Genomic DNA, 26,537 nt, shown 5'->3' with positions numbered 1-26,537 from the left:
GTTCATCACCTTTGTTTCGCACTGCCGACGACGACGCGCGAAGGAGACGTGTGCAGCGGAGACTAGTTGCAGGTGCAACGCTGCTCGGCGGGAACATCGGCCATGACGCTGGCGACGTGTTCGCCACATCCGGCCCAGGTGATCTTGCCGCAACGGTTACAACGGACTGCACTACACATGGGTCACTCCTTCTATTGGTCCAACGGAAGTCCCAGTATACCCCCCAGGGTATCAAAAACACAAAGCGCCGTGAGCCCGGCCGGAGAATCACCCCTGCCCCCAGGACCTCAGGTGTACCGCGAGCGGTGAGGGGGCCGGACCCAGGTGACGACCCACCATCCGTGCGTTGCGGGTCACCTCGCCTCGGCGCGCCACCCAACAGTCCGGACCCGGCTATTCTGCGATGGTGGCAAGGATCCTCGCGGCCGGCGCAGTGGTCATCGACCGGAGTGGCCGCATCCTGCTCGTTCGCCGGGGCACACCCCCGCAGCGGGGCCTGTGGACGGTGCCGGGCGGTCGGGTCGAACCCGGCGAGACACTGGCCGCGGCCGCCGTGCGTGAGGTCCTGGAGGAGACCGGACTGGTCGTGCGCATTCTCCGGGAGTTGGGCAGCCTGGAGGTAACCGACGGCAATGGCGACGTGTACGAGGTGCACGACTTCGCAGCAGATCACCTCTCCGGCGACCCGATTGCCGGCGACGATGCGGCGGAGGTCGGCTGGTTCGCCCCCGACCTGCTCCCCGGATTACCGACAACTCGGGGCCTGCTCGACCACCTTGCCCGGTGGGGTCTCTATGTTCCCCCTGGGACGTCACCGGCCGGATCCCCCATCCGGCCGGCGCGCCCACCCGCTACTTGAGGGTGCGAATGAGCTTCTTGTTGGCGAACTCCGCCATGCCGAAGCGGCCCATTTCCCGTCCGAATCCGGACCGCTTGACGCCGCCGAACGGAAGCTCCGCGGCGTCCAGGAGCGATCCGTTGATGAACACCATCCCCGCGTCGATCTGGTCGGCGACCCGCAGGGCCTGTTCCGGGTCGGTCGTGAAGAGGTAGGAACCCAGGCCATACGGGGTGTCGTTGGCCACCTGCACGGCCTCGGCCTCGTCCTGCACGCGGTAGATGGCGGCGACGGGACCGAAGAACTCTTCCCGGTACGCGTCACTCGTCGGCGGGACGTCGGTGAGAACGGAGGGCGAGAAGAAGGCGCCATCACGGTTTCCACGCAGAGCGACCGTTGCACCCTGCGCCTCGGCACGCTGAAGCTGCTCCTCGAGGCCCTCGGCGGCGCCGAGGGATGAGAGCGGCCCGAGGGTGGCGTCCGGCGACATGGGATCGGCGGGGACGTTGCCGGTCATCTTGGCCGTGAAGGATTCCACGAAGGCATCGTAGAGCCCGTCGATGACGATGAACCGCTTGGCGGCGTTGCAGGACTGGCCGGAATTGTCCAGCCGTGCGGCGACGGCCGCGTCAACGGCCTCGTCGAGGTTGTCGGTGCTGAGCACGATGAACGGGTCGGATCCGCCCAGTTCGAGCACGACCTTCTTGAGGTTGCGGCCGGCGACCTCGGCAACCGCGGCGCCGGCGCCCTCCGAGCCGGTCAGTGAAACGCCCAGGACGCGGGGGTCCGGGATGATGATGCTGGCGATCTGAGCGCTGGAGGCGTAGAGGTTGCGGTATCCGCCCTCGGGGAACCCGGCATCCGTGAAAATCTGCTCGATGGCGGCGGAGGATTCGGGGCACTGCGAGGCGTGCTTGAGCAGGATCGTGTTACCGAGCACGAGGTTGGGGCCGGCGAAGCGGGCGACCTGATAGTACGGGAAGTTCCACGGCATGATCCCGAGAAGCACTCCCAGCGACGCGTTGCGAACGAACGCCGAGCCTTCCCCGCCGAACAGCTCGATCGGTTCGTCGGCGAGAATCGCCTCGCCGTGGGTGGCGTAGTACGCGTAGATCTCCGCGGCGAAGTCGACCTCGCCGAGGGCCTGGTCGAGGGGCTTGCCCATTTCGCGCACGATGAGTTCGGCCAGGTGTTCGCGTCGCTCGGTGTGCAGGTCGGCGACCTTCTGGATGAGCGCCGCGCGCTCGGCAACCGTCGTGCCGCGCAACTCGCTGTGGGCACGATCCGCAATCCCGATCGCCGCGGTCACCTCGTCATCGGTCGTCAGCGGGAAACTCGATCCGCTGACTCCGGTCGCCGGGTTTGTGACTGCGTATTTGTTCATGATCTCTCCAGGTGTCGTCGTTAACGCCAATCGAAAATGGAACCGCCCTGCACGGGCAGGGCCACTCACATGTGGTTACAGTCTGCCGTAGTCGTGGTGCCATTTCGCCTCAGACCGGCGATTCTGGGTCGGAGTGGATTCCTCGGTGCGCGCGACGAAGCCCGTGGAAACCGGCAAACGAAAACGAATCCGTCGGAGCCTGGGTCGACCGGGGTCAGTCGTCGAGGTAGGAGACCAGATTGGCCGGTACTCCGAGCACCAGCGAATAGGTGTCGTGCGAAATCCGCAGGCCCCGCGGGTGACGGAAGACCTGCCAGCCGTGCAGGTCGATGCCGCTCGTGAGCATCTCCAGCAGGGCCTCCTCCCGTTCCGCAGCGGTGTGCGGTTCGCGGTCCGTGCCGAGGATCACGCGGTACCGAACGTCCTCCACCGACAGGCCGGACATCTCCTCGAGACGATGGTCCATCCCCAGTGTGACGGGAGCGAGGTACAGATCGGCCAGGTCATGCGGTCGTGCGGTCACAGCCGCCTCCTTCAGTTGATCTCAACATAGCGGTGCGTTCGCCCGAACGAAAGGATTGTTTCCGGGCCAGGAACCCCGCCGAGTGACGCGACCGTCTGCCCCGGCTCCAGGCCCGGACGGGGACGGCAGTCGTCAAGGGTGACATCATCGAGAAGGACGGCGCAGGCGCCCCTGAAGCATTCGTCGCGCCTCCGCAGAACCATCGACAGGAAGCAACCGCGTGACCCACCAAACCGTGAACCCCTCAACCGAGCCAGCCGACATCCGCCTCATCGTCTCGGACATGGACGGCACCCTGCTCGACGACGAGGGCCGCGTTCCCGACGCGTTCTGGCCTCTCCTCGACGACCTCGCGCATGCTGGGGTGCTGTTCGTTCCCGCGAGCGGTCGGCAGTACCAGACGCTGCACAAGGTTTTCGGTGAGCGCCAGGGACTGATTTACATCGCGGAAAACGGAACCAATGTGGTGCGCGACGGCACCAGCATCGACCGGACACCCGTCGATCCGTCGATCATCGCCCCCATCGTTGGCTGGGTGCGCAGCACCGTCGCCGCGGGAGCCGACCTGGGGCTCGTCGTCTGCGGCGCCCGCTCCGCCTACATCGAACGCGCCGACGAAGAGTTCGTCGGCCAGGTTTCCCGCTACTACGCGGCGCTCGAGGTCGTCGCGGATGTGCACGTCGCCGCCCTCGAGGACGTCGTCCTCAAGCTCGCAATTTTCGACCGCGGTGCGGCCGAGACCCGAACCGGACCGGCCCTGCGCGAGCTCGACCTCCTGGCGGACATCGTGGTCTCGGGCGAGAACTGGGTCGACGTGATGCGCCGGGGAGCGAACAAGGGCCGGGCACTCCTCCGGTTGCAGCAACAGCTGGGGATCGGCCGGGAGCAGACGATGGCTTTCGGCGACTACCTCAACGATGCCGAGATGCTCGATGCCGCCGGGCACTCCTACGCGGTCGCCAACGCGCACCCGAGCATTCGAGCCCGGGCTCGGCACATCGCGCCGTCGAATGCGGAGGCCGGCGTGATCACCAGCATCCTCGCGGCCCTGCCGCAACTGCAGGACGAGCGCACACACTCGGTTTAGGCGGTCGGTGCGGCGGGCAGCACCCGGGCCAGGTCGCCGCCGGAGACGATGCCCGGTCGAATGACCTCGGCGTAGACGCCGAATTCGATCTCGCCCGCCCGGAGGCGATAACCGGCCAGCGTCTTGAGCAGGCTCGTTCCCGAAACGCCGGTGTCCGGGTCGAGGTCGATGACCGCGCACCGGGGAACACCGCTCGAAACACGCAGTCGGGCAGTCCCGATCTCGAGCTCGCGGCCGATCCAGGCATCCTCCACGTGCGCCGCGGCGTCGCCGGTGTCGATCGTGAGGGTGGACCGGAACCGACGCGCATCGACCATGGTGCCGGATTCGGCGGCCAGGCGATTGAGCGAGCCGGACGTCGCGATCGTGACGGAGCCGCCGAAGACCACGGTGCCCGGGACGGCGCTCCGGGCGAGGACAACCCTCCGCCCCAGGAACCGCGAGAATTCGCTGGCCCATGGCCCCTCGATGACCTCCATCCTGGCGGTCCGGCCCCAGTAGTCGAGTGCGACCTGATTCCCGCTGGGCTCGACCTCCGCCGAGATCCATTCCCCGTCGATCTCCACGGACAGCACCCCACTGCCCCAGCGCGCTTCGCAGCCGAGGAGGGACGGCTGCTCAATGGTCCTCACGACCCGTCCGGCCTCGAGATCGACGACCGCGAACACTCGGTCTCCGACCGGGCCATCGGGCTCGAGTCGAATCTGGTCCCGGGATCGGTGGCGGCCGCCCTTGAGGGCGGAGACGCCGATGGTGCTTATCTGCATGGCGCCCAATCGACCGGATATCGTGCAACGTGGAGGTATCCCACACGGTACGCGAGGCGATGGGTTCGAATCAACCGCCCCACTCACAGCCAAATGATATATGATTCAACAAGCGATAATAGAACGGCGTGTTCGATTATCGAATCGACAGTGACGTCCGATTCGCCCACACAGAGAAGTGAGGAAGCCGTGCAGTTTCACCACCGAGGATACGTGTCCACAGACCCGCGCATTCAGGATGCGGCGGGTGTCGGCATCGATCGCCCCGACGATCTTCCCGAGAATGTCGACGTGCTCATCGTCGGAACGGGCCCAGCCGGCATGATCACCGCCGCCCAGCTCTCCCAGTTCCCTGGCATCACGACTCGCATCGTCGAGCGCCGCGGCGAACGCCTGGCGATCGGGCAGGCCGACGGCATCCAGGCCCGCAGCGTCGAGACGTTCCAGGCCTTCGGCTTCGCGGAGCGCATCATCGCCGAGGCCTACCGCATCACCGAAATGGCCTTCTGGAAGCCGGACCCCGCCGATGCGTCGCGAATCGTCCGCACCGCCCGCGCGGTGGACGACCCCACCGGCATCAGCGAGTTTCCGCACCTCATCGTCAACCAGGCGCGCGTGCTCGACTACTTCGCCGAGGTCATGGCCAATTCGCCGACCCGGATGAAGGCCGATTTCGGCCTGGAATTCCGCAGCCTGGAGAACACCAACGAAGGTGAGTATCCCGTCACCGTCACGCTCGTGAACACGGGCGGGGACAGCGCGGGCCGGGAGCGCATCGTTCACGCCAAGTATGTGGTCGGCGCCGACGGTGCCCGCAGCGCCGTACGCGAATCTATCGGCTGCACGCTCGCCGGCGACCAGGCATTCCACGCCTGGGGCGTCATGGACGTTCTCGCCGTCACCGATTTCCCGGACATCCGCACGAAGTGTGCGATCCAGTCAGGTTCCGGCGGCAACATCCTGCTCATTCCGCGTGAGGGCGGGTACCTGTTCCGCATGTACGTCGACCTGGGCGAGGTGGCCCCCGACGACAACGGGGCCGTGCGCGAGACGACGATTGAGCAGATCATCGGCAAGGCGAACGAGATCCTGCACCCCTACACGCTGGACGTGAAAAACGTCGCGTGGCACAGCGTGTACGAGGTCGCTCACCGTCTCACTGACCGATTCGACGACGTGCTGCCCGACGAGATCGGCACCCGCACGCCGCGCGTTTTCATCACCGGCGACGCGTGCCACACCCACAGCGCCAAGGCCGGCCAGGGCATGAACGTGTCGATGCAGGACGGCTTCAACCTGGGCTGGAAGCTCGCCTATGTGCTCGACGGCCGCAGCCCGGAGACGCTGCTCGGAACCTACTCGGCCGAGCGTCAGGTCATCGCCAAGAATCTCATCGACTTCGACAAGGAGTGGTCGACCCTGATGGCGACGAGGCCGGAAGACCTCACGGTTCCACTGGAGGAGTTCTACACTCGCACCGCTGAATTCCCGGCCGGATTCATGACCCAATACCCGCCGTCGATGCTGGTCGGCGAGGCGACCCACCAGGATCTCGCGGCGGGGTTCCCGATCGGCAAGCGTTTCAGGTCCGCCCCGGTGGTTCGCGTCGCCGATGCCAACCCGGTACAGCTAGGGCACCACCACCGCGCCGACGGTCGGTGGCGCCTCTATGCGTTCGCGGATGCCGCAGCATCCGGCGACACCTCACCGCTGGCCGATTGGGCGCACTGGCTGCAGACCTCGCCCGATTCGCCGCTGCGCGCGCACACTCCGGCGGGCAGCGACATCGACAGTGTCTTCGACGTGAAGGTGGTCTACCAGCAGTCTCACTCCGACGTGGACCTGAGTCGGGTTCCCGAGGCGTTCCTGCCGAGGACCGGTCCGTTCGAGCTGATTGACTACGAGAAGGTGTATTCCGCCGACCCGGCGCACGACATCTTCGAGCTCCGCGGACTCAGCCGCGACGGCGCCGTGGTGGTGGTGCGGCCGGACCAGTACGTGGCGACCGTGCTGCCCCTGACCTCGACCGACGAGCTGGCCGCGTTCTTCCGGCAGATGCTGCTCGTTCGGTAGGTTCCCCCGCCTTGGCAGTCCGCGCAGACTGGGCCGTCCGCGCCGGTGCGGTCGGCGCGGTCGGCGCGGTCGGCGCGGTCGGCGCGGCGCCCGCTCGCCTACTCGGCGGGCGGGCGCTGGCGCTGCCGCTTGGTGGCCGACCGCTGTTGCTTCGCGGCGAGGTGTCGCCGCCCCGAACCTCGGGTGGGTTTGGTCGCGCGGCGAGCAGGCGCATCGGGAGCCAGGCCTGCGGCAACGATCTCGGCGAGCTTGGCCAGGGCGATCTCCCGGTTGCGCAGCTGGGACCGTTGCTCGGAGGCGGCCACGGTGATCACTCCGGCGATGAGTCGTCGATCGAGACGCGAGAGCAGCAACATCCGCTGCTCGTCGGACAGGGCCGCCGAGTCGGCGACGTTCCAGATGAGCTCTACCCGACTGTCCGAGGTGTTGACGTGCTGGCCGCCGGGCCCCGACGACCGCGAGAATCGCCAGCCGAGTTCCGACGCGGGAATGGTGAGCGCGGGCGACACCTCCAGATCCATGCTCCCAGCGTGGCACGATCCGGCCTCGGCCGGGGCCAGGCAGGCGCGACCTGTCATGAGACTGTCCTCATCCGGGATCCGGCCCAACCGGATCCAGTGAGCCCTCTGTCGTCAGATTGCCCGCATCTGGTTGTTCCTGGGCGTGTGCGTGAGTTCGGCGAGACCGAGTGCCTCGAGCAGCGGCGGCAGGTACATGCCGAATCGTCCTCGATAGCCCTTCCGGGTTCCGTACCACCCGCCCACGGGGTTGTCGTCGGACCGACCCCAGGCCTCGACCGTTCCGGCCGCCACCGGCTTCTGCTCGTCGGCCGCGCCCAGGGGCACCCAGGTGGCCTGTTCGGTGAGCCAGGTGTGCAGGTCATCGATCGCGCGAGCGAGGTACTTCAGGGTGGTGGATCCCACCTGGCAGACGAGCAACTCGGGGTCGGAGACGTCATCGCGGTAGATCGTGAATGACGAGGTTCCCGGCGGCGTGGTGAGCACCCACGGGTCATCTTTCGTGCCTGTTCCAGCGGCCATGGTCGATCCCTTCGTCAGGCTTTCAGGCTACTCACCGGAGCGCCGGTAGACCATACGCGGTCAACCGTGCCCAGCTCGCTGTCTGGTGATGCGCCAGTGGGCGCCGCGCTATCTGGCGGCGCACTAGTGGGCGTCGCTCCGGGCGGCACGGTCGGCGCCGAGACGCAGTGGCGACCCGAGCTGCAGGGCGGACTTGCTGACCAGCCGAATCGGCTTCTGCCCGGCGTCGACGTTCGGCGGCGGGATCAGAAAGTACTCGGTGCCGGTGCGCACGATCTTCCAGTGCTCGTTGTGCAGTCTCAGGTGATCCGGCGCGCAGAGAAGGATGCCGTCGGCCAGGTCGGTCAATCCACCGTCGGCTGTCCACCCGTCGAGGTGGTGGGCCTCGGTCCAGCTCGGGGGTTTGAGACAGCCGGGCATCATGCAGCCCCCGTCGCGCACGGCCAGCGCGGCTCGTTGGGCGGCCGTGAAGAGGCGCTGCTCGCGCCCGACATTCAACACCCTCACATCGCCGCTCGTGGACTCGGCCGAGACCACTATCGGGATGAATCCGCTGTCGCAGATGAGCCGATTGATCGTCTCCGTGGGTGCCGGACTGGTGGTTCCCTCGATGATTCCCGGGGCGACGAGAGCCAGCCCGCGCCCGGGCCCCGCGGCGCCAACACCAGCACCAGCACCAGCACCAGCACCAACACCAACACCAGCACCAGCACCAGCACCAGCACCGTCGCCCGCAACGTCGCCCGCCCGTTTCGGAGCGTCACCCTGCTCCGTGGCACGGGCCTGCACGACGACCTTGACGCTCGCGCGGGTGCGACCGAAGACCACACCCGGGTTCGCGGCGGCGGCGACCCTGATCGCCTCGATCAGGGATTCCGCGGCGATCTGGTCGGTGGAGCGAGGATCGTCGATGATGGCCTGCGCCCGCGCCTTCTCGCCGGCTTCCACGAACCGGGGTCCTCCGGTGCGGGGGCCCGTTACCTGCAGCAGGAAGTCGCGGAAGCAACTCCCGTTCTCCGGGTCGAGCTCGAAGTTGCCGTGCAGCATGCCGTCTGGCTTGTCGTATACCCGCAGGTACTGCCGGGCCCGCATCGCGTCGGCGCGTGCGGCGATGCCCGCGGCATCGATCGCGTCCCGTGCCTGCCGTGCGGCCCGCGCCGCCTGGTCGGCATTCATCGAGCGGCAGTCTTCGATGAGGGGCACCAGCGCGTCCCGGAGCATGTCCTCCGTGACCCCGAGGGCCGGTTCGCCCAGGCCTCGTCGGATCAGGGTGGCTGCCTCGGCGCCGAGCACTGACGCGGCGACCGCCTCGCCGAGGGGCGCGAACCACGGCACCTGCACCGATGGGGCCGGTTGCTCCGGGTGTTCCGGAGGCGACTCTCCTGACTCCGCGGCCGCTTCCTCCTCCTCGCGCCGACGAGCCTCTTCCTTCTCCTGACGACGACGGGCGAGCTCGGCCACGGTGGCCATGGTTCCCGCTTCGATCAGGCGGCGGGCATCCGTTCTCGTGCCGGCTCCTCCCCCGCCGAGGTGTTGCACGAACTCCTCCGAGTTGCGGAATCCGTTCCGGCGGGCCAGGCCCTCCCGGCCGAGTTCCCAGCCGGAACGGCGGTCGATGTTCGCAGCCGACAGGGCGGCGACGGTCGTCACCGAGCGCAGAAACAGGGAAATAGCGGAATGGGCGCGTTCCGACTCCTCGTCGGACAGCTCCGCGAAGACACTCGCGGACAGTTTTGACCGGGCCAGGGATTCGGCCAGGTTCTCAATAACAGCTTCGATGCTGGTCATACGAGGAGTGTGCCACAACCCGCCGACATTCGAACATAAAGACGAAGTCTGTGGAGAAATCGCCCGCGGGGACATCCTCTGTGAAGTAGTCACCCGCGGCGAAAGCCGATCGGGACCAGCGTCAGGCCGACTGGTCCGGGCCGAACGTGGTTTCCTTGACCAGACGGCCGTCACGAGCATACGTTCGCCAGACGCCGATCTGCGTGCCACGATCGAACTCACCGGAGCGCATCAACGACCCGTCGAGGCGGTAGAACTCCCACTGGCCATGCATCTCACCGTCGAGTTCGAACCCTCGGGATTTCGTCACGCCGGTCGTGTAAACCTCGTGGCGCTCTATCGGAATCTGCTCAACCATGGGACCAGACTGCCAGAAACCGCTCAGTGATCGGCGGCATCCGGTCGGGAGATGGTGATCTCGCTCTGCAGCGGCAGTGTGCGCACGCTCTCGAACAAACGCGGGCTCCCGTCCACGGGGTCGGTGAACCGCACCTCGCTGGCCAGGAGCTGCAACGGGCGGGAGAAGTCGTCCAGTGCGACGTCCTCGACCACGGGGTACAGCGGGTCATCCCAGATCGGAATCCCCAGCCCGAGCATGTGCATCCGCAGTTGGTGCGTGCGTCCCGTCTGCGGAGTCAACCGATAGACGGCAAGGGCCTGCAACTGCGCTTCCCGCTCGATCAACGAGACGGCATTGACCGGGGCGCCGGGAATGACCTCGGCCTGCACCTGCCCGCGCGGTTTGCTGAGGTGATTGCGCACGGTCACGGGGAAGTCGAGCTCCGGGCGCAGCGGCGCCAGGGCGCGGTAGGTCTTGCCCACCTCGCCGCGCTGGAACATGGATTGGTACGCGCCGCGCCAGCGCCGCTCCGTCGCCAGGATGAGTATCCCCGATGTCACCCGGTCCAGCCGGTGCAGGGGCGACAGCTCGGGCAGGCCCAACTCCGCGCGCAGCCGCACGACCACGCTCTGCAGCACGTGGCGCCCGCGCGGGATGGTGGAGAGAAAGGCCGGCTTGTCGACCGCCACGATCCGCTCGTCGCGGTGAACGATGTGGATGCGTCCGGGCACGATGGTCTCCTCCGCACGATCCCGGTGAAACCAGACGAAGGCACACGACCGGTACGGGGCGTCGCCGTCCACCGGGCTGCCCGCCTCATCGACGAAGCGCCCCCGCGCCAGAAACCCGGCCACGTCGACGAAGTCGCTCAAGCGCTCGTGCAGCCAGTCCCCCATGGTCGGCCACGGGTCAGGCCGGGAGCGGTCACGGTCCGGGGTGCGCACCCACGCTGCATCGAGCCCGTGTTGCTGGGGCAGGGGGGAACGCGGGGGCACCACCCGATCGTACGCCGCTCAGGCGACCATGCCGCATGACCCATCAACGCCGGCGGCGCCCCACTTCCCGTCCTGCAGGGCCACGCTGATCACGCCGCAATTCGGCACACTCCCGCCGAACCGGTGCTCGGGATCGAGGCTACGGAGAAGGCCTCCCAGCACGCTGCCGTGGGTCACGACGAGCACATCCCCGGCGCCCTGCTGCGTCGCCCGCTCTGCCGCGGCGACGACGATCTTGAGCGCGGCCTCGACGCGAGCATTCACGTCTGCACCCGTCTCGGCACGCCCGATCGGGTCGAAGCGGTGGATGCTGTCGATGACGCTGTCGAAACCGTCGGCCGTCACTCCGGGCCAGTCCGCCGGCCCCGGGGCGTACCGCTTGCCGTGCGCCTCGAAGACCGGCGTCCAGAGGTCGGCGTTGGGCTGCCCCTCCCAGCTGCCGAAGTGCCATTCGCGCAGCTCGCGCAGCGGGGTCGGGACCAGGTGCGGATGCCCGGCGAGCGCGGCCGACATCGTCGTGCGAGTTCGGGTGAGGTCGCTCACGAACGCGGCAGCGAGCGGTACGTCGCGCATCCACTCACCGAGGGCAGCGGCCTGGCGTTCGCCGCGTTCGGTCAGCGGCGAATCGCACCAGCCCTGCAGCTGCCCGCTGACGTTGAAGAGGGTTTCGGCGTGCCGAACGAAGTGGATCTGTGCGCTCATGATGCGCCGAGGTCCGACGTCGGAACGGCGGTGATATCGACGGCGGGTCGCGCGTGCACGAGGGCAGCGGAGTGGGTGACGGTGGCGCGGTGGGCCATGGTGGGTGGTGCCTTTCGGTTGTCTGGAGGGTTCCGGGCAGGTTGCGCGCGGTCGGACCAGAGTTCTATCTGCGGGACGCCGTGGCGTTTCCCACGGGTGCCTTGCTCGGCAGGGAGAGGAGAACGATCAGTGCCACGGCTCCGAGGATCGGGATCAGGGCCAGGAAGAGGTACTTCCACGAGAGGCCAGCGTCGCGGAGTCGCCGAACGGCGACGGCGAGGGTCGGCAGGAGGACGACGAGCACCCAGGTCGTGGAGATGATGGCGAAAGCGCTCTGCGGATTCAGCCGCGAGTCGATGCCGCTGAGGAAGAAGTCAATGGCCGTGATGAACAGGATCCACCACCAGTATTCGGCGCGGCGGGCGACCCCGGTGAATTGGCCGTACTTGCCGAAGACGGAGGAAATCGCTTGGCCGAAGGTCATCATGTGGTGGGTCCTGACTCAGTGGGGTGCACGAGAAAGCTTAGGCGACCTGCGCTCCCCCAGCGAAGTGACCGGCTCACGTCGCTCCCGTGACCCGCAGAAGCGCCTAGAACAACGGCCAGGGCACCGCGGGCATCTCGCCGTGCGGGGCAGGGAACCGGCCGTCGGCCTGCAGGCGGTCGCAGCGTGCGGCCAGGGCGGCGATCTCTGGAGCGCTGAGCAGGCCGGCGAGTGTGTCGCCGAGCTCGCCGGCCAGGTGCGAGGCAACCCGCGCGATCCCGTCACGCTCCTCGGCGGTGAGCTCGTCGCCCAGCCAACCCCAGAGCACCGTGCGCAGCTTGTGGTCGGCGTGGAACGTGAGCCCGTGGTCGACACCGTGACGATGCCCACCCGTCATCGCAAGAATGTGGGCACCCTTGCGATCGGCGTTGTTGACGACGATGTCGAACACGGCCATCCGCCGCAGAGCGGCAGAATCCTCATGGATGAGCGTCACCTGACGGTTGTGCTCGTCCCTGCCGTCGAGAATATGGCGCCACCCCCGGGCGGGCACGGCGTTCGAGGGCACCAGGTCGACGGCATCCTGTTCGGGATCCACCTCCTGCCACAGTTGCACCATCCCCCGGCCCATCGGCCCATCTCGGAGCCAGGTGCGCGGAACGATGTCCCAGCCGAACGACTCCGAGACCAGGTACGCCGCCCTCTCCCTGCTTGCGAGGTTGCCGCCCGGAAAGTCCCACAGCGGATGCTCCCCGGCGATCGGTTTGTAGACGACCGCGACGCCGTCGATGCTGCCGAGGAAGGTCGCGTTCGACGCCGTCGTGATCCGACCCGTGAGCTCGAGTTCGCCGTCGCCGGGGTCCGCACCGCCAGGGCCGGCAGCGGGCACCATCAGGGGCTGCCGCGGAAGGTGCAGGAGTGTCCGTCCGCGTCGATCGGCTCACCGCAGAGCGGGCACAGGCGCCGGCCGGCTCCGACCACCTCGCGGGTGCGCTTCGCGAATGCCCTGGCGGTGCCGACCGGCATCCGCACCAGCAGCACCTCCGACGCGTCGGGCGGGTCGAGCGGGTCGAGCGCTTCGCCGTCCTCCCCCTCGGTCGGGAATGCGTCGATCGGGAAGGCCTCGATCACGATCTGCACCGTTGACGGATCCCAGCCGAGGCTCAACGCGCCGGTGCGGAATTCCTCCTCGACGGGCTGCTCCAGGGGGTCGTTGTCGACGAGCTCGACCGGAGTGCTGGGCGGGACGCTGAACGGGTTGCCCTCGGCCTTCATCAGCTGGTCGAGCATCGCGTCGATCTTCTCGGCGAGCAGGGCCGATTGTTGTTTCTCGAGAGCGATGCTGAGGATCCGGGCTCCGGTTCGCACCTGCAGGTAGAAGGTGCGTGCGCCGGGGAGACCGACCGTGCCGACGACGACCCGATCCGGCCAGGCAAAGTCGTGGACGATTGTGGACATGTCGATATATTAGGCGCCGGACGTTACCGGAGCCTGAGGACCCGCCCCACCGCCGACGGGGGCGTCGGCCTCCGGTGCCGTGGCACCGAGCCAGGAGAGGTCTCCGGCCTCCGTGTTGGTGGCGTAGACGCTCGGCCGGCTGGTGGAGTACCGAACTATCGAGACCGATGCGGGCCCGACGTTGATGCGCTGGAACAGGTCAAGATGCATGCCGAGCGCATCGGCGAGGATGGCCTTGATGATGTCGCCGTGGCTCACCGCCGCCCACACGGCTCCGGGCCCATGCTGCGCCTCGAAGGCCGCATCCTGACGCCGGATCGCGGCGACGGACCGCGCCTGCATCGCCGCCAGCGACTCACCGCCGGGAAACGTGACGGCGGACGGATGCGCCTGCACCACCGACCACAACTTCTCCTGTGCGAGATCACCGAGGGTGCGGCCCTGCCACTGCCCGTAGTCGCACTCGGTGAGGTCGGGCTCAACCGTCGTCGCCAGCGAACCGGCCTGATGCCCGAGGATCTGCTGCGCCGTCTGCAGGCAGCGCTCCAGCGGGCTCGAAACCACTCCGACCAGCGGCGCCACGGCCAGGCGACGGCCGGTGACCATCGCCTGCTCCCGCCCGATCTCGTCGAGGAGGACCCCGGCGGTGCGCCCCGCGAGCAAGCCCGTGGCGTTGGCGGTGGTGCGACCGTGCCGCACGAGGAGGACTGTAGCCATGGGTACAGCCTAGGCAGGCTCGCCCAGGCGACGCGCGATTCGTGCATCCGCCTGCGCGACGTCGTCGTGTGCGCCGCCCGACGGGCCTGATCCCGAGAACCCCACTGAGCGGAAGTCCCCACTCGTCGCGCCAACGCCGAACGCCGTGCGGACGACCGGCCACCCCCGCGATCCGCCGAACTTCTCCTCCGGAGAAGAATCGCGAAAGTTCTGCGCCGAAGTCTGAACTCGACCGGTCGGGATGGGCGCATTCTTCATATAGCGGCCGATCATGGCCCGCCGGATCCGCCGCCCACAGCCCGCACAATTCAACGTCGAAGGAATGCACATGACCATCTATCAGAACGACATCGAGGCCATCGAAGCACTGAAGCAGGGTGTCGGTCGCAGCTGGGATGCCATCGACCCGGAGTCTGTCGCCCGCATGCGCGCGCAGAACCGCTTCAAGACCGGCCTCGAGATTGCCCAGTACACCGCCGACATCATGCGCAAGGACATGGCGGAGTACGACGCCGATTCTTCTGTCTACACCCAGTCGCTCGGCGTCTGGCACGGCTTCATCGGCCAGCAGAAGATGATTTCGATCAAGAAGCACCTGAAGACGACGAACAAGCGCTACCTCTACCTCTCCGGTTGGATGGTCGCCGCTCTGCGGAGCGAGTTCGGTCCGCTGCCCGACCAGTCCATGCACGAGAAGACGGCCGTTCCCGCGCTCGTCGAGGAGCTCTACACGTTCCTCCGTCAGGCCGACGCCCGCGAGCTGGACCTGCTCTTCACCGCCCTCGACGCGGCCCGCGCCAACGGCGACGACGCCAGGGTCGCCGAAATCCAGGACCAGATCGACAACTACGAGACCCACGTCGTGCCGATCATCGCCGACATCGACGCCGGCTTCGGTAACCCCGAGGCGACGTACCTCCTGGCCAAGAAGATGATCGAGGCCGGCGCCTGCGCCATCCAGATTGAAAACCAGGTCTCGGACGAGAAGCAGTGTGGCCACCAGGACGGCAAGGTCACCGTGCCCCACGAGGACTTCATCGCGAAGATCAACGCCGTGCGCTATGCGTTCCTCGAGCTCGGCATCGACAACGGCATCATCGTCTCGCGCACCGATTCGCTCGGCGCCGGCCTCACCCAGAAACTCGCCGTCACCTACCAGCCGGGAGACCTGGGCGACCAGTACAACTCCTTCCTCGACGTCGACGAGATCACCGAGGCAGACCTGGGCAACGGGGACGTCGTGATCAAGCGCGACGGCAAGTTGCTCCGGCCGAAGCGTCTGGCCAGCAACCTGTTCCAGTTCCGCCAGGGAACCGGCGAGGCGCGCTGCGTGCTCGACAGCATCACCTCGCTGCAGAACGGCGCGGACCTGCTCTGGATCGAAACCGAGAAGCCGCACGTCGCCCAGATCGCCGGAATGATGAACGAGGTGCGCAAGGTCATCCCGAACGCCAAGCTCGTCTACAACAACAGCCCGTCGTTCAACTGGACGCTCAACTTCCGTCAGCAGGCCTACGACAACCTGGTGGCTGAGGGTAAGGATGTGTCGGCGTACGACCGCGCGAAGCTGATGAGCGTCGTCTACGACGAGACCGAGCTCGCCCAGAGTGCCGACGAGAGCATCCGCACCTTCCAGCGCGACGGCTCCGCCGAGGCGGGCATCTTCCACCACCTCATCACCCTGCCGACCTATCACACGGCCGCGCTTTCCACCGATGACCTGGCCAAGGGCTACTTCGCCGACCAGGGCATGCTCGCCTACGTGAAGGGCGTGCAGCGCCGCGAGATCCGCGAGGGGATCGCGACGGTCAAGCACCAGAACATGTCCGGCTCCGACATCGGTGACAACCACAAGGAGTACTTCGCCGGCGAGGCCGCGCTCAAGGCCGGGGGCAAGAACAACACGATGAACCAGTTCGAGGAACCGTCAGTAGCCGCTCGCTGAGTCGACCGCCCCGGTTAGACCGGCACTGAGAAGCCCCAGTCCCAGGACTGGGGCTTCTCAGTGCGCCGGGCAGCGGCCCCGCGCCGCGACCGGCCGGCAAACGAAACGAAACTAGGATGGCCCGATGCAGTTCTCTCTGTGGTTGGCCCTTGTCGGCGCGGGCACCTTGATCAGTTTCACGCCGGGCGCCGGGGCGATCAACACCATGAGCAACGCCCTGAACTCGGGCTTTCGCCGCTCAATCTGGGGAATCCTCGGCCAGCAGGCCGCGCTGCTCATCCACATCGTGATCGTCGCCCTCGGGGTCGGCCTGCTCGTGGCCAGTTCCCCGATCGCCTTCAACGTCATTCGCTACGCGGGTGCCGCCTACCTCGTCTACCTGGGCATCCGGCAATTCCTCGCCAAGCCGGAGCTCGATGCGGAGCGGACCGGTTCGCTGCGGTCTGAGCCCCGGTGGTCGATGTTCCGACGCGGGCTCTGGGTGAACATCCTCAACCCCAAGGCGATCGTGTTCTTCCTGGCGTTTCTCCCCCAGTTCATCCGGCTCGACCGACCAATGCTCACCCAATACTTGATCGTCGCGGTCACCGTTGTCGTGATCGACGTTCTGGTGATGTGGTTCTTCTTCGCCGGCACGGCACGGTCGTTCCGGCGCTTCACCCGTGATGCTGCGGGTCAGCGAGTGCTGAACCGTATCTTCGGCGTGCTCTTCGTCGGCGTCGGCGTGCTGCTCGCGCTCATCCACTGAGCAGGGTGACTGGCGCCGGCCCGGGTGGGTTCCAGACAACCGGAGTAGCTTGGGCGCGTGACCGAACAACAGCCCTATGACGTGGTGCGCAGCTACGACGACTTCCAGCTGCGCCGCTACCCTGAGCACCTGCTCGCGGAGGTCACGACTGATGGCCCCTTCGAGGATGCTGGCAATCGCGCCTTCCGCTATCTCTTCTCCTACATCACCGGCGCCAATCGCTCGCGCAGCACAGTCGCGATGACGGCGCCCGTGGTCCAGGCCGACGCCTCGGCGAAGATCGCCATGACCGCGCCGGTGGTGCAGCAGGCAGCGCCCGATCGGGCCGGCAGCTCCGGTTCAGGAGAATACATCGTCGCCTTTGTGTTGCCCGCCACTCTGACGGCCGACACGGCGCCGCAACCGACCGACCCGCGAGTGCGGCTACGCACCGTTCCCGAACGAAACGTCGCGGCAATCCGTTTCCGTGGTGGCTGGAGCGAGACGAACTACACCAGGCACCTTGACCGGCTGCGGTCAGCCCTCACTGCCGGCGGACTCGCCGCGAAGGGCACGCCGCGGTTCGCACGATTCGATCCGCCATTCATGCCCGCATTCCTGCGACACAACGAAATCATGCTCGATATCGAGTGATCAACGGAGGCACCCCCAACCCGACGAAAGCAGGCAGACACCATGACCGACAGCACCTCCCCGAACGCCGTGGTCATCGAACGCATCGTTGACGCACCCACCGACCTGGTCTGGAGGATGTGGACCGAGGCCGAGCACTTCGCCGCGTGGTACGGCCCGACCGGTGCGACGATTCCCGTCGCCACCATGGATGTCGTCGTCGGTGGCACCCGACTGGTCTGCATGGAGATGCAGACCCCCAACGGCACCATGAAAATGTGGTTCACGGGCGAGTATCTCGAGATCGTCGAGAACAAGCGCCTCGTCTACACGGAGTCCATGTCCGATGAACACGGCACCATTCTCGACCCGGCCGTCCTGGGAATGCCCGCCGATCAGCCCACCACCACCGAGATCACGGTCGAACTTGATGATCTCGGCACCCAAACCCGAATGGTGATGACCCATGCCGGAATCCCGGCGGACTCCCCCGGCGCAATGGGCTGGAACATGGCATTCGACAAACTCGCCACTTATCTGTCGACGCCCCATTAAGCATTCCTGGTCGGAGGAGATTCCCCGGAGCCGGGAACATCCCGCAGGATAGAAGCATGAAATCGCAGACCCTGCCGAACACGAACCTCGAAGCATCCAGCGTCATCCTGGGTCTGATGAGAATCTCCGCGATGACGGATGGCGACATCCACTCCCTGGTGAGCGCCGCCCGGGACGCCGGCATCAACTTCTTCGACCATGCCGACATCTACGGAACCGAGACCCACGAGTGCGAGAAGCGCTTCGGTGACGCCGTGACATTCTCGGCCGCGGAGCGCGCGGCCGTCACGATTCAGTCCAAGGTCGGCATTCGCCCGGGATTCTGGGATTTCTCCACGGAACACATTCTGCGCTCCGCAGACGAGTCCCTTGCCGCCCTGCAGACCGATTACCTCGATCTCCTGCTGCTGCACCGCCCCGATGCGCTCGTGGAGCCCGACGAGGTGGCTGCGGCGTTCGATGCGTTGCAGAGCTCCGGAAAGGTGCGCCATTTCGGTGTCTCCAACCACACCCCGGGGCAGATCGAGCTGCTCAAGAGCTCCGTGACCCAGCCCCTCGTCGTGAACCAGGTGCAACTCAGCCTCACCCACGCGCCGATGATCACCGCGGGCATGTCGGCCAACATGGCCGGCCTCGAGCAGTCCGTCGACCGCGGCAACGGCATCATCGACTACTCGCGGCTCAACGGCATCACCCTTCAGGCGTGGTCGCCGTTCCAGAAGGGTTTCTTCGACGGGATCTTCCTCGGTGATCGGGCGATGTACTCGGCTCTCAACTTGGCCATTGACGAGCTCGCGGTGCAGTACGACGTGGCTCCCGCGGCAATCGCCGTCGCCTGGATCCTTCGGCACCCCGCCAATATCCAGGTTGTGCTCGGCACCACGAACATCTCACACCTCACGGAGGCCGCAGCCGGCGCCGATGTCCCTCTCACCCGCCCGGAGTGGTACCGCCTGTTCACGGCCGCAGGTCACGTACTCCCCTAGCCGGTCCCGGGTTCTGGAGCAGAAGCAGCACGAGTCGGTGGAACGTCGGACCGGGGGCGCACGGCTGCGAGGATGCGGGCGATATCCATTGCGATGGCCGTCGCGGCTCCCATGGCTGTCACCGGCGCGGAGTCCCGCCGTTCGTCCAGTTCGGTCATCAGGGCTGCGGCCTTGTCCACTGCAGCGGAATACGCCGTCAGTTCCATCGCTCCCTGACCCCAGTCCCGGAGCATCACGGCCACCGCGTCCAGGGCCAGGCTCAACGAGGGGCGCAACTCCGGTCTCAGCTCGACCTCGAACGGGGTGCCCCACACCGCCCCGGCAAGGACATCAGTGAGATCTCGCACGTGAAACGTGACGGTTTCGAGGGCGGCGAGGTCCTCGAAGTCAGCACTCAGATCTCGGCGGTGGGTTATTGCCCGCGGATTGACCTTTCGGCTGTCGTCGGCGTGGCGCAACGCTGCCCGCACGTCACGGGAAACCCCGACGAGGGCGTCATTGCGGGATGCCCAGCCATCTTGCTCCGGTGGCCAGCTCTCGACCAGGGCTTCGGCGATCTCGGACAGATGATCCGCCAGCACCACGCGATAGTTCGATAGATGCCGGTCCACGGCATCGAGGCTCAGCGCGGGAAAGATCAGCATGTTGACCAGGAGCCCGATCACAATGCCGAGGCTGATTTGTTCGAGGTATCCGATCGAATACGCGTCGGCATTGGGGCCGCCGACGATGAGCACGAACAGCGCCGTGACCGGAATGAATTCGCGGTTTGCGCCGAACCACCCGGTGGCAGCGATCAGTGCGCCCAGCCCGACGGCGAGCGAGATGGTCGCCACATTCGGCTCGCTGAGCACGATCACTGCCGCGGCGAGCAGAATCCCGACTGCAAGACTTCCGAGGGTTTGCAGGGCATTCCTCAGCGAACCCATGAGCGTGGGATACATACTCACGAGGGCGCCGAGCGGCGCGTAGTAGGGGTAATCGTCGGCCACTCCTGGCAAGTACGGCGCGACGGTCCAGGCAATGCCAACCGCGACGGCGGCTTTGGCCGACTGCAGCATGCGCGACCGGGTTATCTGGGATTTCAACCGCCACGCCGTTCTTTTCACTGGCGCCAGGGTGATGCCTGTCATTGTTGTTCCGTTCGATCGCAGCGCCCACGGGCACCCGGTGTCCATTAATGTACTGCCGAACGCTGCAATCTGCCGGTATTTTTTGGCGCACGTGCCTTCCTCACCACAGGGCCTGACGTCGACGACCGGCCGATAGGGTGAAGGAACGGTCAATGGCGTTGCGAGGGGGAATCGCATGACGGTACGGAACAGAACTGGTACGTGGGGCGCGGTGCTGGCACTACTACTGTCCGCGGCCACTGTGACGCTCAGCGGATGCGCGCATGGCGACCCGACGCCGCAGGTGCTGGCGTTCCTGGCAACAGACCGAACGGCGGAGGACGCCTTACCCGCCGATCTCGACCTCGAAGGCCCCGGCGACCTCGTCGGGGATTCCAGCCGGCTGGTTGGCCTCGAGGCAGGCATCAGCTATTTCGTTGGCACCTCAAAATCGGCACAGATCTGCCTGATTCTCTTGGCCGAACCTCAACACATCGTGGGCTATACCTGCGGACCGGTCAATCGACTTGAGGTCTCGATCAGCGGCCAGGGCTCCGTCCCCGCCCGAGTCCCGGTCAGCGCCTACGGAGCAGCCCGGTTCCTCGGGGGTGCGGACCAGGTCCCGGACGGTTGGATGAGGCTGAACGACTTCCTGATCGTGAGGCGGGGCTGAGCTCTTCAACGACAGCCCATGCGGTTTCCGATGCAGCATGACCGCACAGCCGGTTGACACGGCCTCCCCTTTCGGAGCACGAACCCACTAGCATCTACTCATGCCGAAGACAGCATGGTCAGAGAAGCCCAGCGAATTGCATCGGGTGGAGCCCGGATTCCAGCTGAAGGATGTCGACCCAGGGTCGACACCCGGAATCGACGCCACCAAACGGTCGGGCAAGGCCCTCCGGCTGAAGCAGAAGGACGCCCTGGGCGAGCTGCAGGGCAAGCTCTTCGCCGACAGCACCGTCGGTGGCAAGCGCTCGCTGCTGATTGTCCTGCAGGGAATGGACACCTCCGGTAAGGGCGGGATCGTCACCCACTCGCTCGCCGGGATGAGCGCCTCCGGCGTGGTTGTGCACGGCTTCAAGGCGCCCTCCCCTGAGGAGAAGAAGCACGGATTCCTCTGGCGGGTGCGCAAGAGGCTCCCCGAGCCGGGCATGGTGAGCGTCTTTGATCGCTCCCACTACGAAGACGTGCTCGCCGCCCGGGTGCGTCACCTTGCCGACCCGAAGACGCTCGACCGGCGATACGGCCAGATCAACACCTTTGAACGACAAGCCACCGACAACGGAACCACGATCATCAAGGTGATGCTCCAGATGAGCGAAGAGGAACAGAAGCGGCGACTGGTCGCCCGGCTCCACCGGCCCTCAAAGCTATGGAAGTACAACCCGAGCGACGTCGACGACCGCGAGCTGTGGCGTCAGCTTCAAGAGGCGTACCAGATCGCCATCGATCGAACCTCGACCGAGCACGCCCCCTGGCACGTCGTGCCCGCTGACCACAAGTGGTACTCGCGACTGGCCGTGCAGCAGATCATCCTCGAGAAGCTGCAGGAGATGAATCTGGACTGGCCCCAGCCGGATTACGACCTGGCCGCCGAGCGGATGCGAGTGGCCGGCACATGAGCACCACACTCCGGAACCTGAACGAGAAATACCTGACCGAGGTGCGGGTCCTGTCCGCCCCGGCGAAGAGAAACCTGTACCTCACCGCCGCGGTTCTGGGCGGTGTAGGTGTTCTCGCTTTCGCCGTGATCCTGCGGGGCGTCCTGCTCAACGACGCACCGACCACCATCGACGCGCCGATCCAGGCCTGGCTGAATGGCGGCAGAACGGATGTCCTCACGGGCATCATGATCGGGCTCGCGATCGCGTTCGGTCCCGTCGCGCTGCCCCTGATCATCCTTGTCGTCGTCGTGGTCTGGGGCATCGTCGCCAAACACGTCTGGCGGCCGCTGCTGCTGGCGGCCGGCACCTTGACGGGCGTGATCCTCGCGCAGATCATCACCCGTGCGGTTGGGCGAGATCGCCCGCCGACAGACCTCATGCTGTTCGGAACGGACACGACGTTTTCGTTCCCGTCCGGCCATGTGCTCGGCGCCTGTAACTTCTTGCTGCTGTTGACGTATTTGGTGTTTTCCCGCCGGAGAAACCCGCGCGCACGTGCGGCGGTCTTCGTCCTGGTCGGGCTGCTCATCGTGGCCGCGGCGGTCAGCCGGGTCTACCTCGGATATCACTGGGCAACGGACGCCCTGGCCTCCGTGTCCCTGTCGCTGATCATTCTGGGCGCGGTGATAGCCCTCGACACGCATCACACGGTGCGTGTCAGCGAGGCACCATCACGTTGAGGCCGGCCGGCTTGAGCCTGGCCTTGATCGCCGTCGCGTCTCCGAGGCCGTCACCGTCGAGTTCGATCTCCTCGGCGCCGCTGAGACGCATGGTGATCTCTGCGGCCTTCACGTAGTTGAGCGCGTGCACGTCCTTGGTCGGTACTTTGCTGCCGAGTTTGGTGCGGCGAAGCACCCCGTTCTCCCAAAACACCTTGGCCGCAATCTGCACCCAGCCGAACGGTCCATCCGGGCGCAGAACGGCAATGTCAAAGAACCCGTCGTCCACGGCGGCGTCCGGAAGCAGCAAAACGTTCGCCTGCAACGATCCGCAATTGCCGATGATGATGGTGTGCGCGCGCACGGATTTGACCCGCCCGCCGTCGAGTCGGTACCGCACGCGCAGTTCACTCTTGTCCAGGAGCGCCTTCACGATCGCACTCACGTAGGCGAGCCAGCCCACCTTTTTCTTGAGTTCCTCGTCGGTGTTGGCGAGCATTTTCGCGTCGAGTCCGAGCCCGGCCATGACCAGGAAGGCGTGCTTGGTGAGCGACCCGTCGCCGTGACGGATCTCGATCAGGCCGAGGTCGACCGGGCGTTTCACCCCGGTGAACGCGGTACGGATCGCATCCTCCACATCGTCCAGGGTGAGTTCCAGATTGCGGGCGAACAGATTGCCTGTGCCGGAGGGCAGAAGAGCAAGACTCGCCGCGCTTTCGTGCACAATCTCCGCGACGGCGCGTACCGTGCCGTCGCCTCCCGCCACGATGACCAGGTCTACCCCGGCGTCCAACGCCTCCTGCGCCGCGCCCTGCCCCGGATCATCGACGGATGTGGGGAAGAATTGCGTTGCTCTCCAGCCGGCTGCGGCCTCCTCTGTGGCGACTGCAGCCTTGATCGCGTCGAGGTCAACCTTGATCGGGTTGTAGATCACGGCAGCGGTGTGCGTGTGTGGCGCAGCCACAGGGTTCTTGGGGGTCATCGGTCCATTTCTCTTCGTCATTGAGAATGAGGTCGGCTGCCTGCCGTGAAGCTACTATACGACTCGTTGGATCTATCATTGGCGGATGATATCCCCTGGCAAACCGGATTTCGTTGCCACGCGGCGCGCGAAACGCGTAGCCCGTCGATGGCCGTTGGTGAGCGGACTCGCCGTCGTGGGTCTCGCCTTCACGTTGGGCGCTCTCATCGTGGTGCGCGACAAGGGCCTGCCGCTGACCATCGACACCCAATGGATGACCGAGGTGATCGAGAATCGTGCGCCGGTCTGGGAGTTCCTCTCCCTGATCATGAACAATCTCGGTGGAGGTGTGATCGCGACCTTCATCGTGCCCGTGCTGCTCGTCGCCGCCTTGCTGCTGCTGAAGCGCCCCTGGGCCGCCGGGTACTACCTGGCGGCCACCATGCTCACCGGTGGCAGCGTGCAACTCCTCAAGCATCTGTTCGGGCGGGCACGGCCGGAGGCACTCATGGTCAACGTCGATTTCGGGTCGTTTCCGTCCGGCCACGTCGCCAATGCGGCGGCCATGGCCGTGATCCTGTCGATCCTTTTCCCGGGGCTCTGGGTCTGGATAGCAGGATCGATCTATACGGCTGTCATGATGGTCAGCCGCACCTACCTGGGGGCACACTGGCTCAGCGACACCGTCGGCGGATTACTGCTCGGCATCGGCGTCGCGATCGTGGTTTGGGCGCCGCTGGCCGCAAAGGTCGACGGTGAACGCACACTTCGCAGCAGGCGTTCACCCGATAACGTCTAGAGCCGGGCGCGCCAGGCGCGAACGAAGCAATACAGTCCGTAGGCGATCAAACCGATTCCGACGGCACTCAGGATGACGGTGCCGGCGGGCAGCTCGGCCAGGGCCTTCAGGGCCCCGTCGAGCCCCGTGGACTTGCTCGGATCCCGGGTGACCGCGGCGACCATGAGCAGGATTGCCACGACGCCGAGTGCGATGCCCTTCGCGACGTAGCCCACGACGCCGAGGGCGATGACCACCTTTCGGGCGGGGTCGGGCGGAACCGAGATGTCGGAGGTGAATTTCCTGGCCACGCCCTTCCGAATGAAGTAGGCGCCGATGGCGAGCACGACGATCCCGCCAACGAAAAGCACAACGACGCCGCCCGGGGACGAAATCAGCGTCGCGCTGGCTTCGCTCGTGCTGCTCGACGAATCCGTTGAACTTCCACGGGCAAAGGTGAAGGCCGTGAAGGCGAGGGCGATGTAGACCACGCCCTTACTCACCTCGACCCCGCGGTGGGCCCATTTGCGCTTGGGGTCGCCACCCTGAATCAGGAAGGCCGCGACCAGTAGCCACAGGCCGAGGGCACAGAGACCGATGACAACGGTCCAGAGCAGGAAAACTCCCCCCGGAGTCGACGCAAGCTGCCCGAGCGCACCGGATTGGTCTGCCGAACCGCTTCCCGCCCCGGTCGCGACGCTGATGGCCAGCCCGCCGATAAGAATGTGGAGCAACCCGTTGGTGGCGAATCCCAGCCGCGCGAGGGCACGAAGTGGCGTGCTCGTCTTCGCCGCGCGGGCAACGTTTTTGGCCGAGTCATCATTCATGCGCTCAGTGTACTGGCGTGTGACCGAATCTGACTCGGCCAGTTGGCGAGCAGTGTGATTGGCCGAATACGCCCGATCGGGCACTGCGGTCGGGGAGACGGCTCGGCGAGGTCCACTGTGGCCGTGCCCGGTGTGCCGAACGACGAGGCGAACGAACCGAGCAGTAAAAAGCAGGGAAGCCGTGCCGCGTCGACGACCGCCTCAGTATGGGCCGGACCCAATCAGCCGGCGTCGGGCTCGTCCGTGCCCGTGCGCACCCGCAGCACGGTCTCCCAAGTGGCGACGCCCACGAGCACCCCCGTGGTCATCGCCGCCAGCACGAGCGGTGACAGCGCGAACGCGAGGCCGAACAGCACGAGCAATGCGGTGACCCCGGCCAGATGTGAAATGAGCAGCTCCCGAGCGACGATCCAGCGGAACAGGACGAGTCCGACGAGATAGAGAACCGGCCCACCCACGAGCGTGATGGCCGTGGCCAGGCTGACGGCGGCATCCGGGTGCTTCAAGACCTCTTTGTCGGCGACGGAGGTCAGCACGATCCCGGCGATGATGATCGCGTGCACGTACGTGTATGCGAGGCGAGCGATTCGGCCGGGGGCAGCGGAAGACGCCATGGCATTGGCCCCCACGCGCTCACCGTGATCGAAGTAGAGCCACCACATGGTCACCGCACTGACAAAGGCGACGAGCAGGCCGAGCACGCCGTCAACGGAGATGGACTTGTCGATGAATGCGAACCCGGTGACCAGGAACGACTCCCCGAGCGCGATGATCACGAAGAGGGCGCTGCGCTCGGCGATGTGGGGGCCGGAGATATCCCAGTCCTCTGCGGTGGCCTTGCCCAGGCCTGGCACGCGGAAACCGAGGCCGGCGGAGAGGTATTCGACAGCCAGCGCGATGCCCCAGAGCGGCAGCCGGAACTCCAGTGGAAGAACGGCGCCGAGAATCCAGAAGACCCCGGCGACCGTGAGCCAGACGAGTATCCGCAGGTGCGTGCGGTGCAGGTCCCGGTCGTGCGGGGCGAGCGCGAGCAACATGAACACGGTTCGCCCGAGCTGCAGGGTCACGTAGGAGAGGGCGAAGACCAGTCCCCGGTCGCCGAACGACTCGTAGATGGATGTGCTCATCACGAGGCCGATGAGCGAGAGCCCGATGATCGCGCCCCGCACGGGAAGTCGCACGGGGTCGAGCCAGTTTGTGGCCCAGGTCGTGTAGATCCAGATCCACCAGAAGGCGAGCACGAGAAGAGTGGATTCGAGCGCCCCGGCCAGGGTCTGATTGTCGTAGAGGTATCGGGAGAGCTGGGTCAGCGCGAGGATGAAGATCAGGTCAAAGAACAACTCGATGTAGGCCACGCGGTGGGCGCGCTCCGAATCGTCGGGGCGGAGCAGATTCTGACGGATGCCGAATGCGGCGCGTGCCGTCTTGGTCGGAGGGGTCACGGCCTCATTC

At 66.3% G+C, this 26,537-nt stretch carries 30 protein-coding genes; 12 read left to right on the top strand and 18 right to left on the bottom strand.

Going from position 1 to position 26,537, the window contains the following annotated elements:
- Nucleotides 1-62 precede the first annotated feature (62 nt).
- Nucleotides 63-179 carry a DUF8730 family Cys-rich protein gene (locus QMG61_RS17540; RefSeq protein WP_502847041.1) on the bottom strand — a complete coding sequence of 39 codons (117 nt, stop codon included), beginning with the start codon at nt 177-179 and terminating at the stop codon, nt 63-65.
- Between the two features lie 227 nt (nt 180-406).
- On the opposite strand from QMG61_RS17540, the gene QMG61_RS13335 reads away from it, so the two are divergent.
- Entirely contained in the window at nt 407-859 is a 453-nt protein-coding gene (locus tag QMG61_RS13335) for an NUDIX hydrolase (RefSeq protein ID WP_283494814.1), read from the top strand.
- Here QMG61_RS13335 and QMG61_RS13330 read toward each other — a convergent pair.
- On the bottom strand, nt 852-2,222 hold the full coding sequence (locus tag QMG61_RS13330) for an NAD-dependent succinate-semialdehyde dehydrogenase (RefSeq protein ID WP_283494813.1): 1,371 nt from the start codon (nt 2,220-2,222) through the stop codon (nt 852-854). The two genes, QMG61_RS13335 and QMG61_RS13330, sit on opposite strands and share 8 nt — an antisense overlap.
- A gap of 214 nt (nt 2,223-2,436) precedes the next feature.
- Nucleotides 2,437-2,745, bottom strand: a complete 309-nt coding sequence (locus QMG61_RS13325) for a hypothetical protein (protein ID WP_283494812.1) — start codon at nt 2,743-2,745, stop codon at nt 2,437-2,439.
- A gap of 220 nt (nt 2,746-2,965) precedes the next feature.
- Between QMG61_RS13325 and QMG61_RS13320 the strand changes: the two genes are divergently transcribed.
- Nucleotides 2,966-3,832 carry a Cof-type HAD-IIB family hydrolase gene (locus QMG61_RS13320; RefSeq protein WP_283494811.1) on the top strand — a complete coding sequence of 289 codons (867 nt, stop codon included), beginning with the start codon at nt 2,966-2,968 and terminating at the stop codon, nt 3,830-3,832.
- Here the strand turns inward: QMG61_RS13320 and QMG61_RS13315 are convergent.
- A complete protein-coding gene (locus QMG61_RS13315; protein WP_283494810.1) occupies nt 3,829-4,599 on the bottom strand; it encodes an MOSC domain-containing protein in 771 nt (256 codons plus the stop codon). The two genes, QMG61_RS13320 and QMG61_RS13315, sit on opposite strands and share 4 nt — an antisense overlap.
- A gap of 189 nt (nt 4,600-4,788) precedes the next feature.
- On the opposite strand from QMG61_RS13315, the gene QMG61_RS13310 reads away from it, so the two are divergent.
- The gene (locus tag QMG61_RS13310; RefSeq protein WP_283494809.1) at nt 4,789-6,672 is read left to right on the top strand and encodes an FAD-binding monooxygenase; all 1,884 of its coding nucleotides are present in this window, start codon (nt 4,789-4,791) and stop codon (nt 6,670-6,672) included.
- Between the two features lie 98 nt (nt 6,673-6,770).
- On the opposite strand, the gene arfB is transcribed toward QMG61_RS13310, so the two are convergent.
- The 10 genes from arfB to QMG61_RS13260 form a co-directional block, all read right to left on the bottom strand.
- Nucleotides 6,771-7,193 (bottom strand): alternative ribosome rescue aminoacyl-tRNA hydrolase ArfB, encoded by a 423-nt coding sequence (arfB, locus tag QMG61_RS13305; RefSeq protein WP_283494842.1) that lies wholly within the window; start codon nt 7,191-7,193, stop codon nt 6,771-6,773.
- Nucleotides 7,194-7,304: 111 nt separating this feature from the next.
- The gene (locus QMG61_RS13300) at nt 7,305-7,712 is read right to left on the bottom strand and encodes a DUF6855 family protein (RefSeq protein WP_283494808.1); all 408 of its coding nucleotides are present in this window, start codon (nt 7,710-7,712) and stop codon (nt 7,305-7,307) included.
- A 123-nt stretch (nt 7,713-7,835) separates the two neighbouring features.
- Nucleotides 7,836-9,500, bottom strand: a complete 1,665-nt coding sequence (locus tag QMG61_RS13295) for an HNH endonuclease signature motif containing protein (RefSeq protein WP_283494807.1) — start codon at nt 9,498-9,500, stop codon at nt 7,836-7,838.
- A 121-nt stretch (nt 9,501-9,621) separates the two neighbouring features.
- Nucleotides 9,622-9,858, bottom strand: coding sequence for a toxin-antitoxin system YwqK family antitoxin (locus QMG61_RS13290; protein WP_283494806.1), 237 nt, complete (start codon nt 9,856-9,858; stop codon nt 9,622-9,624).
- Nucleotides 9,859-9,881: 23 nt separating this feature from the next.
- Complete coding sequence (locus tag QMG61_RS13285) at nt 9,882-10,835, bottom strand: pseudouridine synthase (protein WP_283494805.1); 954 nt, start codon at nt 10,833-10,835, stop codon at nt 9,882-9,884.
- Between the two features lie 18 nt (nt 10,836-10,853).
- Nucleotides 10,854-11,537 carry a histidine phosphatase family protein gene (locus tag QMG61_RS13280; RefSeq protein WP_283494804.1) on the bottom strand — a complete coding sequence of 228 codons (684 nt, stop codon included), beginning with the start codon at nt 11,535-11,537 and terminating at the stop codon, nt 10,854-10,856.
- Nucleotides 11,538-11,700: 163 nt separating this feature from the next.
- Nucleotides 11,701-12,063, bottom strand: a complete 363-nt coding sequence (locus QMG61_RS13275; RefSeq protein ID WP_283494803.1) for a DUF805 domain-containing protein — start codon at nt 12,061-12,063, stop codon at nt 11,701-11,703.
- 103 nt (nt 12,064-12,166) lie between these two features.
- Nucleotides 12,167-12,952 carry an SCO1664 family protein gene (locus QMG61_RS13270; RefSeq protein WP_283494802.1) on the bottom strand — a complete coding sequence of 262 codons (786 nt, stop codon included), beginning with the start codon at nt 12,950-12,952 and terminating at the stop codon, nt 12,167-12,169.
- Complete coding sequence (locus QMG61_RS13265) at nt 12,952-13,518, bottom strand: DUF3090 domain-containing protein (RefSeq protein ID WP_283494801.1); 567 nt, start codon at nt 13,516-13,518, stop codon at nt 12,952-12,954. Before QMG61_RS13265 ends, QMG61_RS13270 begins: the two co-directional genes overlap by 1 nt.
- A gap of 9 nt (nt 13,519-13,527) precedes the next feature.
- On the bottom strand, nt 13,528-14,235 hold the full coding sequence (locus QMG61_RS13260) for a histidine phosphatase family protein (RefSeq protein WP_283494800.1): 708 nt from the start codon (nt 14,233-14,235) through the stop codon (nt 13,528-13,530).
- A 328-nt stretch (nt 14,236-14,563) separates the two neighbouring features.
- Here QMG61_RS13260 and QMG61_RS13255 point away from each other — a divergent pair, with 328 nt between their 5' ends.
- From QMG61_RS13255 to QMG61_RS13235, 5 genes are all read left to right on the top strand, one after another.
- Complete coding sequence (locus QMG61_RS13255) at nt 14,564-16,180, top strand: isocitrate lyase (RefSeq protein WP_283494799.1); 1,617 nt, start codon at nt 14,564-14,566, stop codon at nt 16,178-16,180.
- Between the two features lie 124 nt (nt 16,181-16,304).
- The gene (locus QMG61_RS13250) at nt 16,305-16,928 is read left to right on the top strand and encodes a LysE family transporter (RefSeq protein ID WP_283494798.1); all 624 of its coding nucleotides are present in this window, start codon (nt 16,305-16,307) and stop codon (nt 16,926-16,928) included.
- Nucleotides 16,929-16,985: 57 nt separating this feature from the next.
- Nucleotides 16,986-17,561 (top strand): SOUL family heme-binding protein, encoded by a 576-nt coding sequence (locus tag QMG61_RS13245; RefSeq protein ID WP_283494797.1) that lies wholly within the window; start codon nt 16,986-16,988, stop codon nt 17,559-17,561.
- Between the two features lie 42 nt (nt 17,562-17,603).
- A complete protein-coding gene (locus tag QMG61_RS13240; RefSeq protein WP_283494796.1) occupies nt 17,604-18,095 on the top strand; it encodes an SRPBCC family protein in 492 nt (163 codons plus the stop codon).
- A gap of 56 nt (nt 18,096-18,151) precedes the next feature.
- Nucleotides 18,152-19,081 carry an aldo/keto reductase gene (locus QMG61_RS13235; RefSeq protein ID WP_283494795.1) on the top strand — a complete coding sequence of 310 codons (930 nt, stop codon included), beginning with the start codon at nt 18,152-18,154 and terminating at the stop codon, nt 19,079-19,081.
- On the opposite strand, the gene QMG61_RS13230 is transcribed toward QMG61_RS13235, so the two are convergent.
- On the bottom strand, nt 19,078-20,214 hold the full coding sequence (locus QMG61_RS13230; RefSeq protein ID WP_283494794.1) for an FUSC family protein: 1,137 nt from the start codon (nt 20,212-20,214) through the stop codon (nt 19,078-19,080). The two genes, QMG61_RS13235 and QMG61_RS13230, sit on opposite strands and share 4 nt — an antisense overlap.
- A 175-nt stretch (nt 20,215-20,389) precedes the next feature.
- On the opposite strand from QMG61_RS13230, the gene QMG61_RS13225 reads away from it, so the two are divergent.
- From QMG61_RS13225 to QMG61_RS13215, 3 genes are all read left to right on the top strand, one after another.
- Nucleotides 20,390-20,866 carry a hypothetical protein gene (locus tag QMG61_RS13225; protein ID WP_283494793.1) on the top strand — a complete coding sequence of 159 codons (477 nt, stop codon included), beginning with the start codon at nt 20,390-20,392 and terminating at the stop codon, nt 20,864-20,866.
- A gap of 100 nt (nt 20,867-20,966) precedes the next feature.
- A complete protein-coding gene (locus QMG61_RS13220) occupies nt 20,967-21,818 on the top strand; it encodes a PPK2 family polyphosphate kinase (RefSeq protein WP_283494792.1) in 852 nt (283 codons plus the stop codon).
- Nucleotides 21,815-22,540 carry a phosphatase PAP2 family protein gene (locus QMG61_RS13215; RefSeq protein WP_283494791.1) on the top strand — a complete coding sequence of 242 codons (726 nt, stop codon included), beginning with the start codon at nt 21,815-21,817 and terminating at the stop codon, nt 22,538-22,540. The genes QMG61_RS13220 and QMG61_RS13215 overlap by 4 nt, the downstream gene beginning before the upstream one ends.
- On the opposite strand, the gene QMG61_RS13210 is transcribed toward QMG61_RS13215, so the two are convergent.
- The gene (locus tag QMG61_RS13210) at nt 22,518-23,501 is read right to left on the bottom strand and encodes a diacylglycerol/lipid kinase family protein (RefSeq protein ID WP_283494790.1); all 984 of its coding nucleotides are present in this window, start codon (nt 23,499-23,501) and stop codon (nt 22,518-22,520) included. The two genes, QMG61_RS13215 and QMG61_RS13210, sit on opposite strands and share 23 nt — an antisense overlap.
- A gap of 157 nt (nt 23,502-23,658) precedes the next feature.
- Here QMG61_RS13210 and QMG61_RS13205 point away from each other — a divergent pair, with 157 nt between their 5' ends.
- Nucleotides 23,659-24,279, top strand: a complete 621-nt coding sequence (locus tag QMG61_RS13205; RefSeq protein ID WP_283494789.1) for a phosphatase PAP2 family protein — start codon at nt 23,659-23,661, stop codon at nt 24,277-24,279.
- Here QMG61_RS13205 and QMG61_RS13200 read toward each other — a convergent pair.
- Together QMG61_RS13200 and QMG61_RS13195 are read right to left on the bottom strand one after the other, a co-directional pair.
- Nucleotides 24,276-25,085 carry a DUF1206 domain-containing protein gene (locus QMG61_RS13200; protein WP_283494788.1) on the bottom strand — a complete coding sequence of 270 codons (810 nt, stop codon included), beginning with the start codon at nt 25,083-25,085 and terminating at the stop codon, nt 24,276-24,278. The two genes, QMG61_RS13205 and QMG61_RS13200, sit on opposite strands and share 4 nt — an antisense overlap.
- 221 nt (nt 25,086-25,306) lie before the next feature.
- Complete coding sequence (locus QMG61_RS13195; RefSeq protein ID WP_283494787.1) at nt 25,307-26,527, bottom strand: low temperature requirement protein A; 1,221 nt, start codon at nt 26,525-26,527, stop codon at nt 25,307-25,309.
- Between the last annotated feature and the right edge of the window lie 10 nt (nt 26,528-26,537).

The sequence above is a fragment of the Cryobacterium sp. PH31-AA6 genome (genome assembly GCF_030063195.1).
GTDB lineage: Bacteria > Actinomycetota > Actinomycetes > Actinomycetales > Microbacteriaceae > Cryobacterium.
This window is presented reverse-complemented; position numbering and strand designations above follow the sequence as displayed.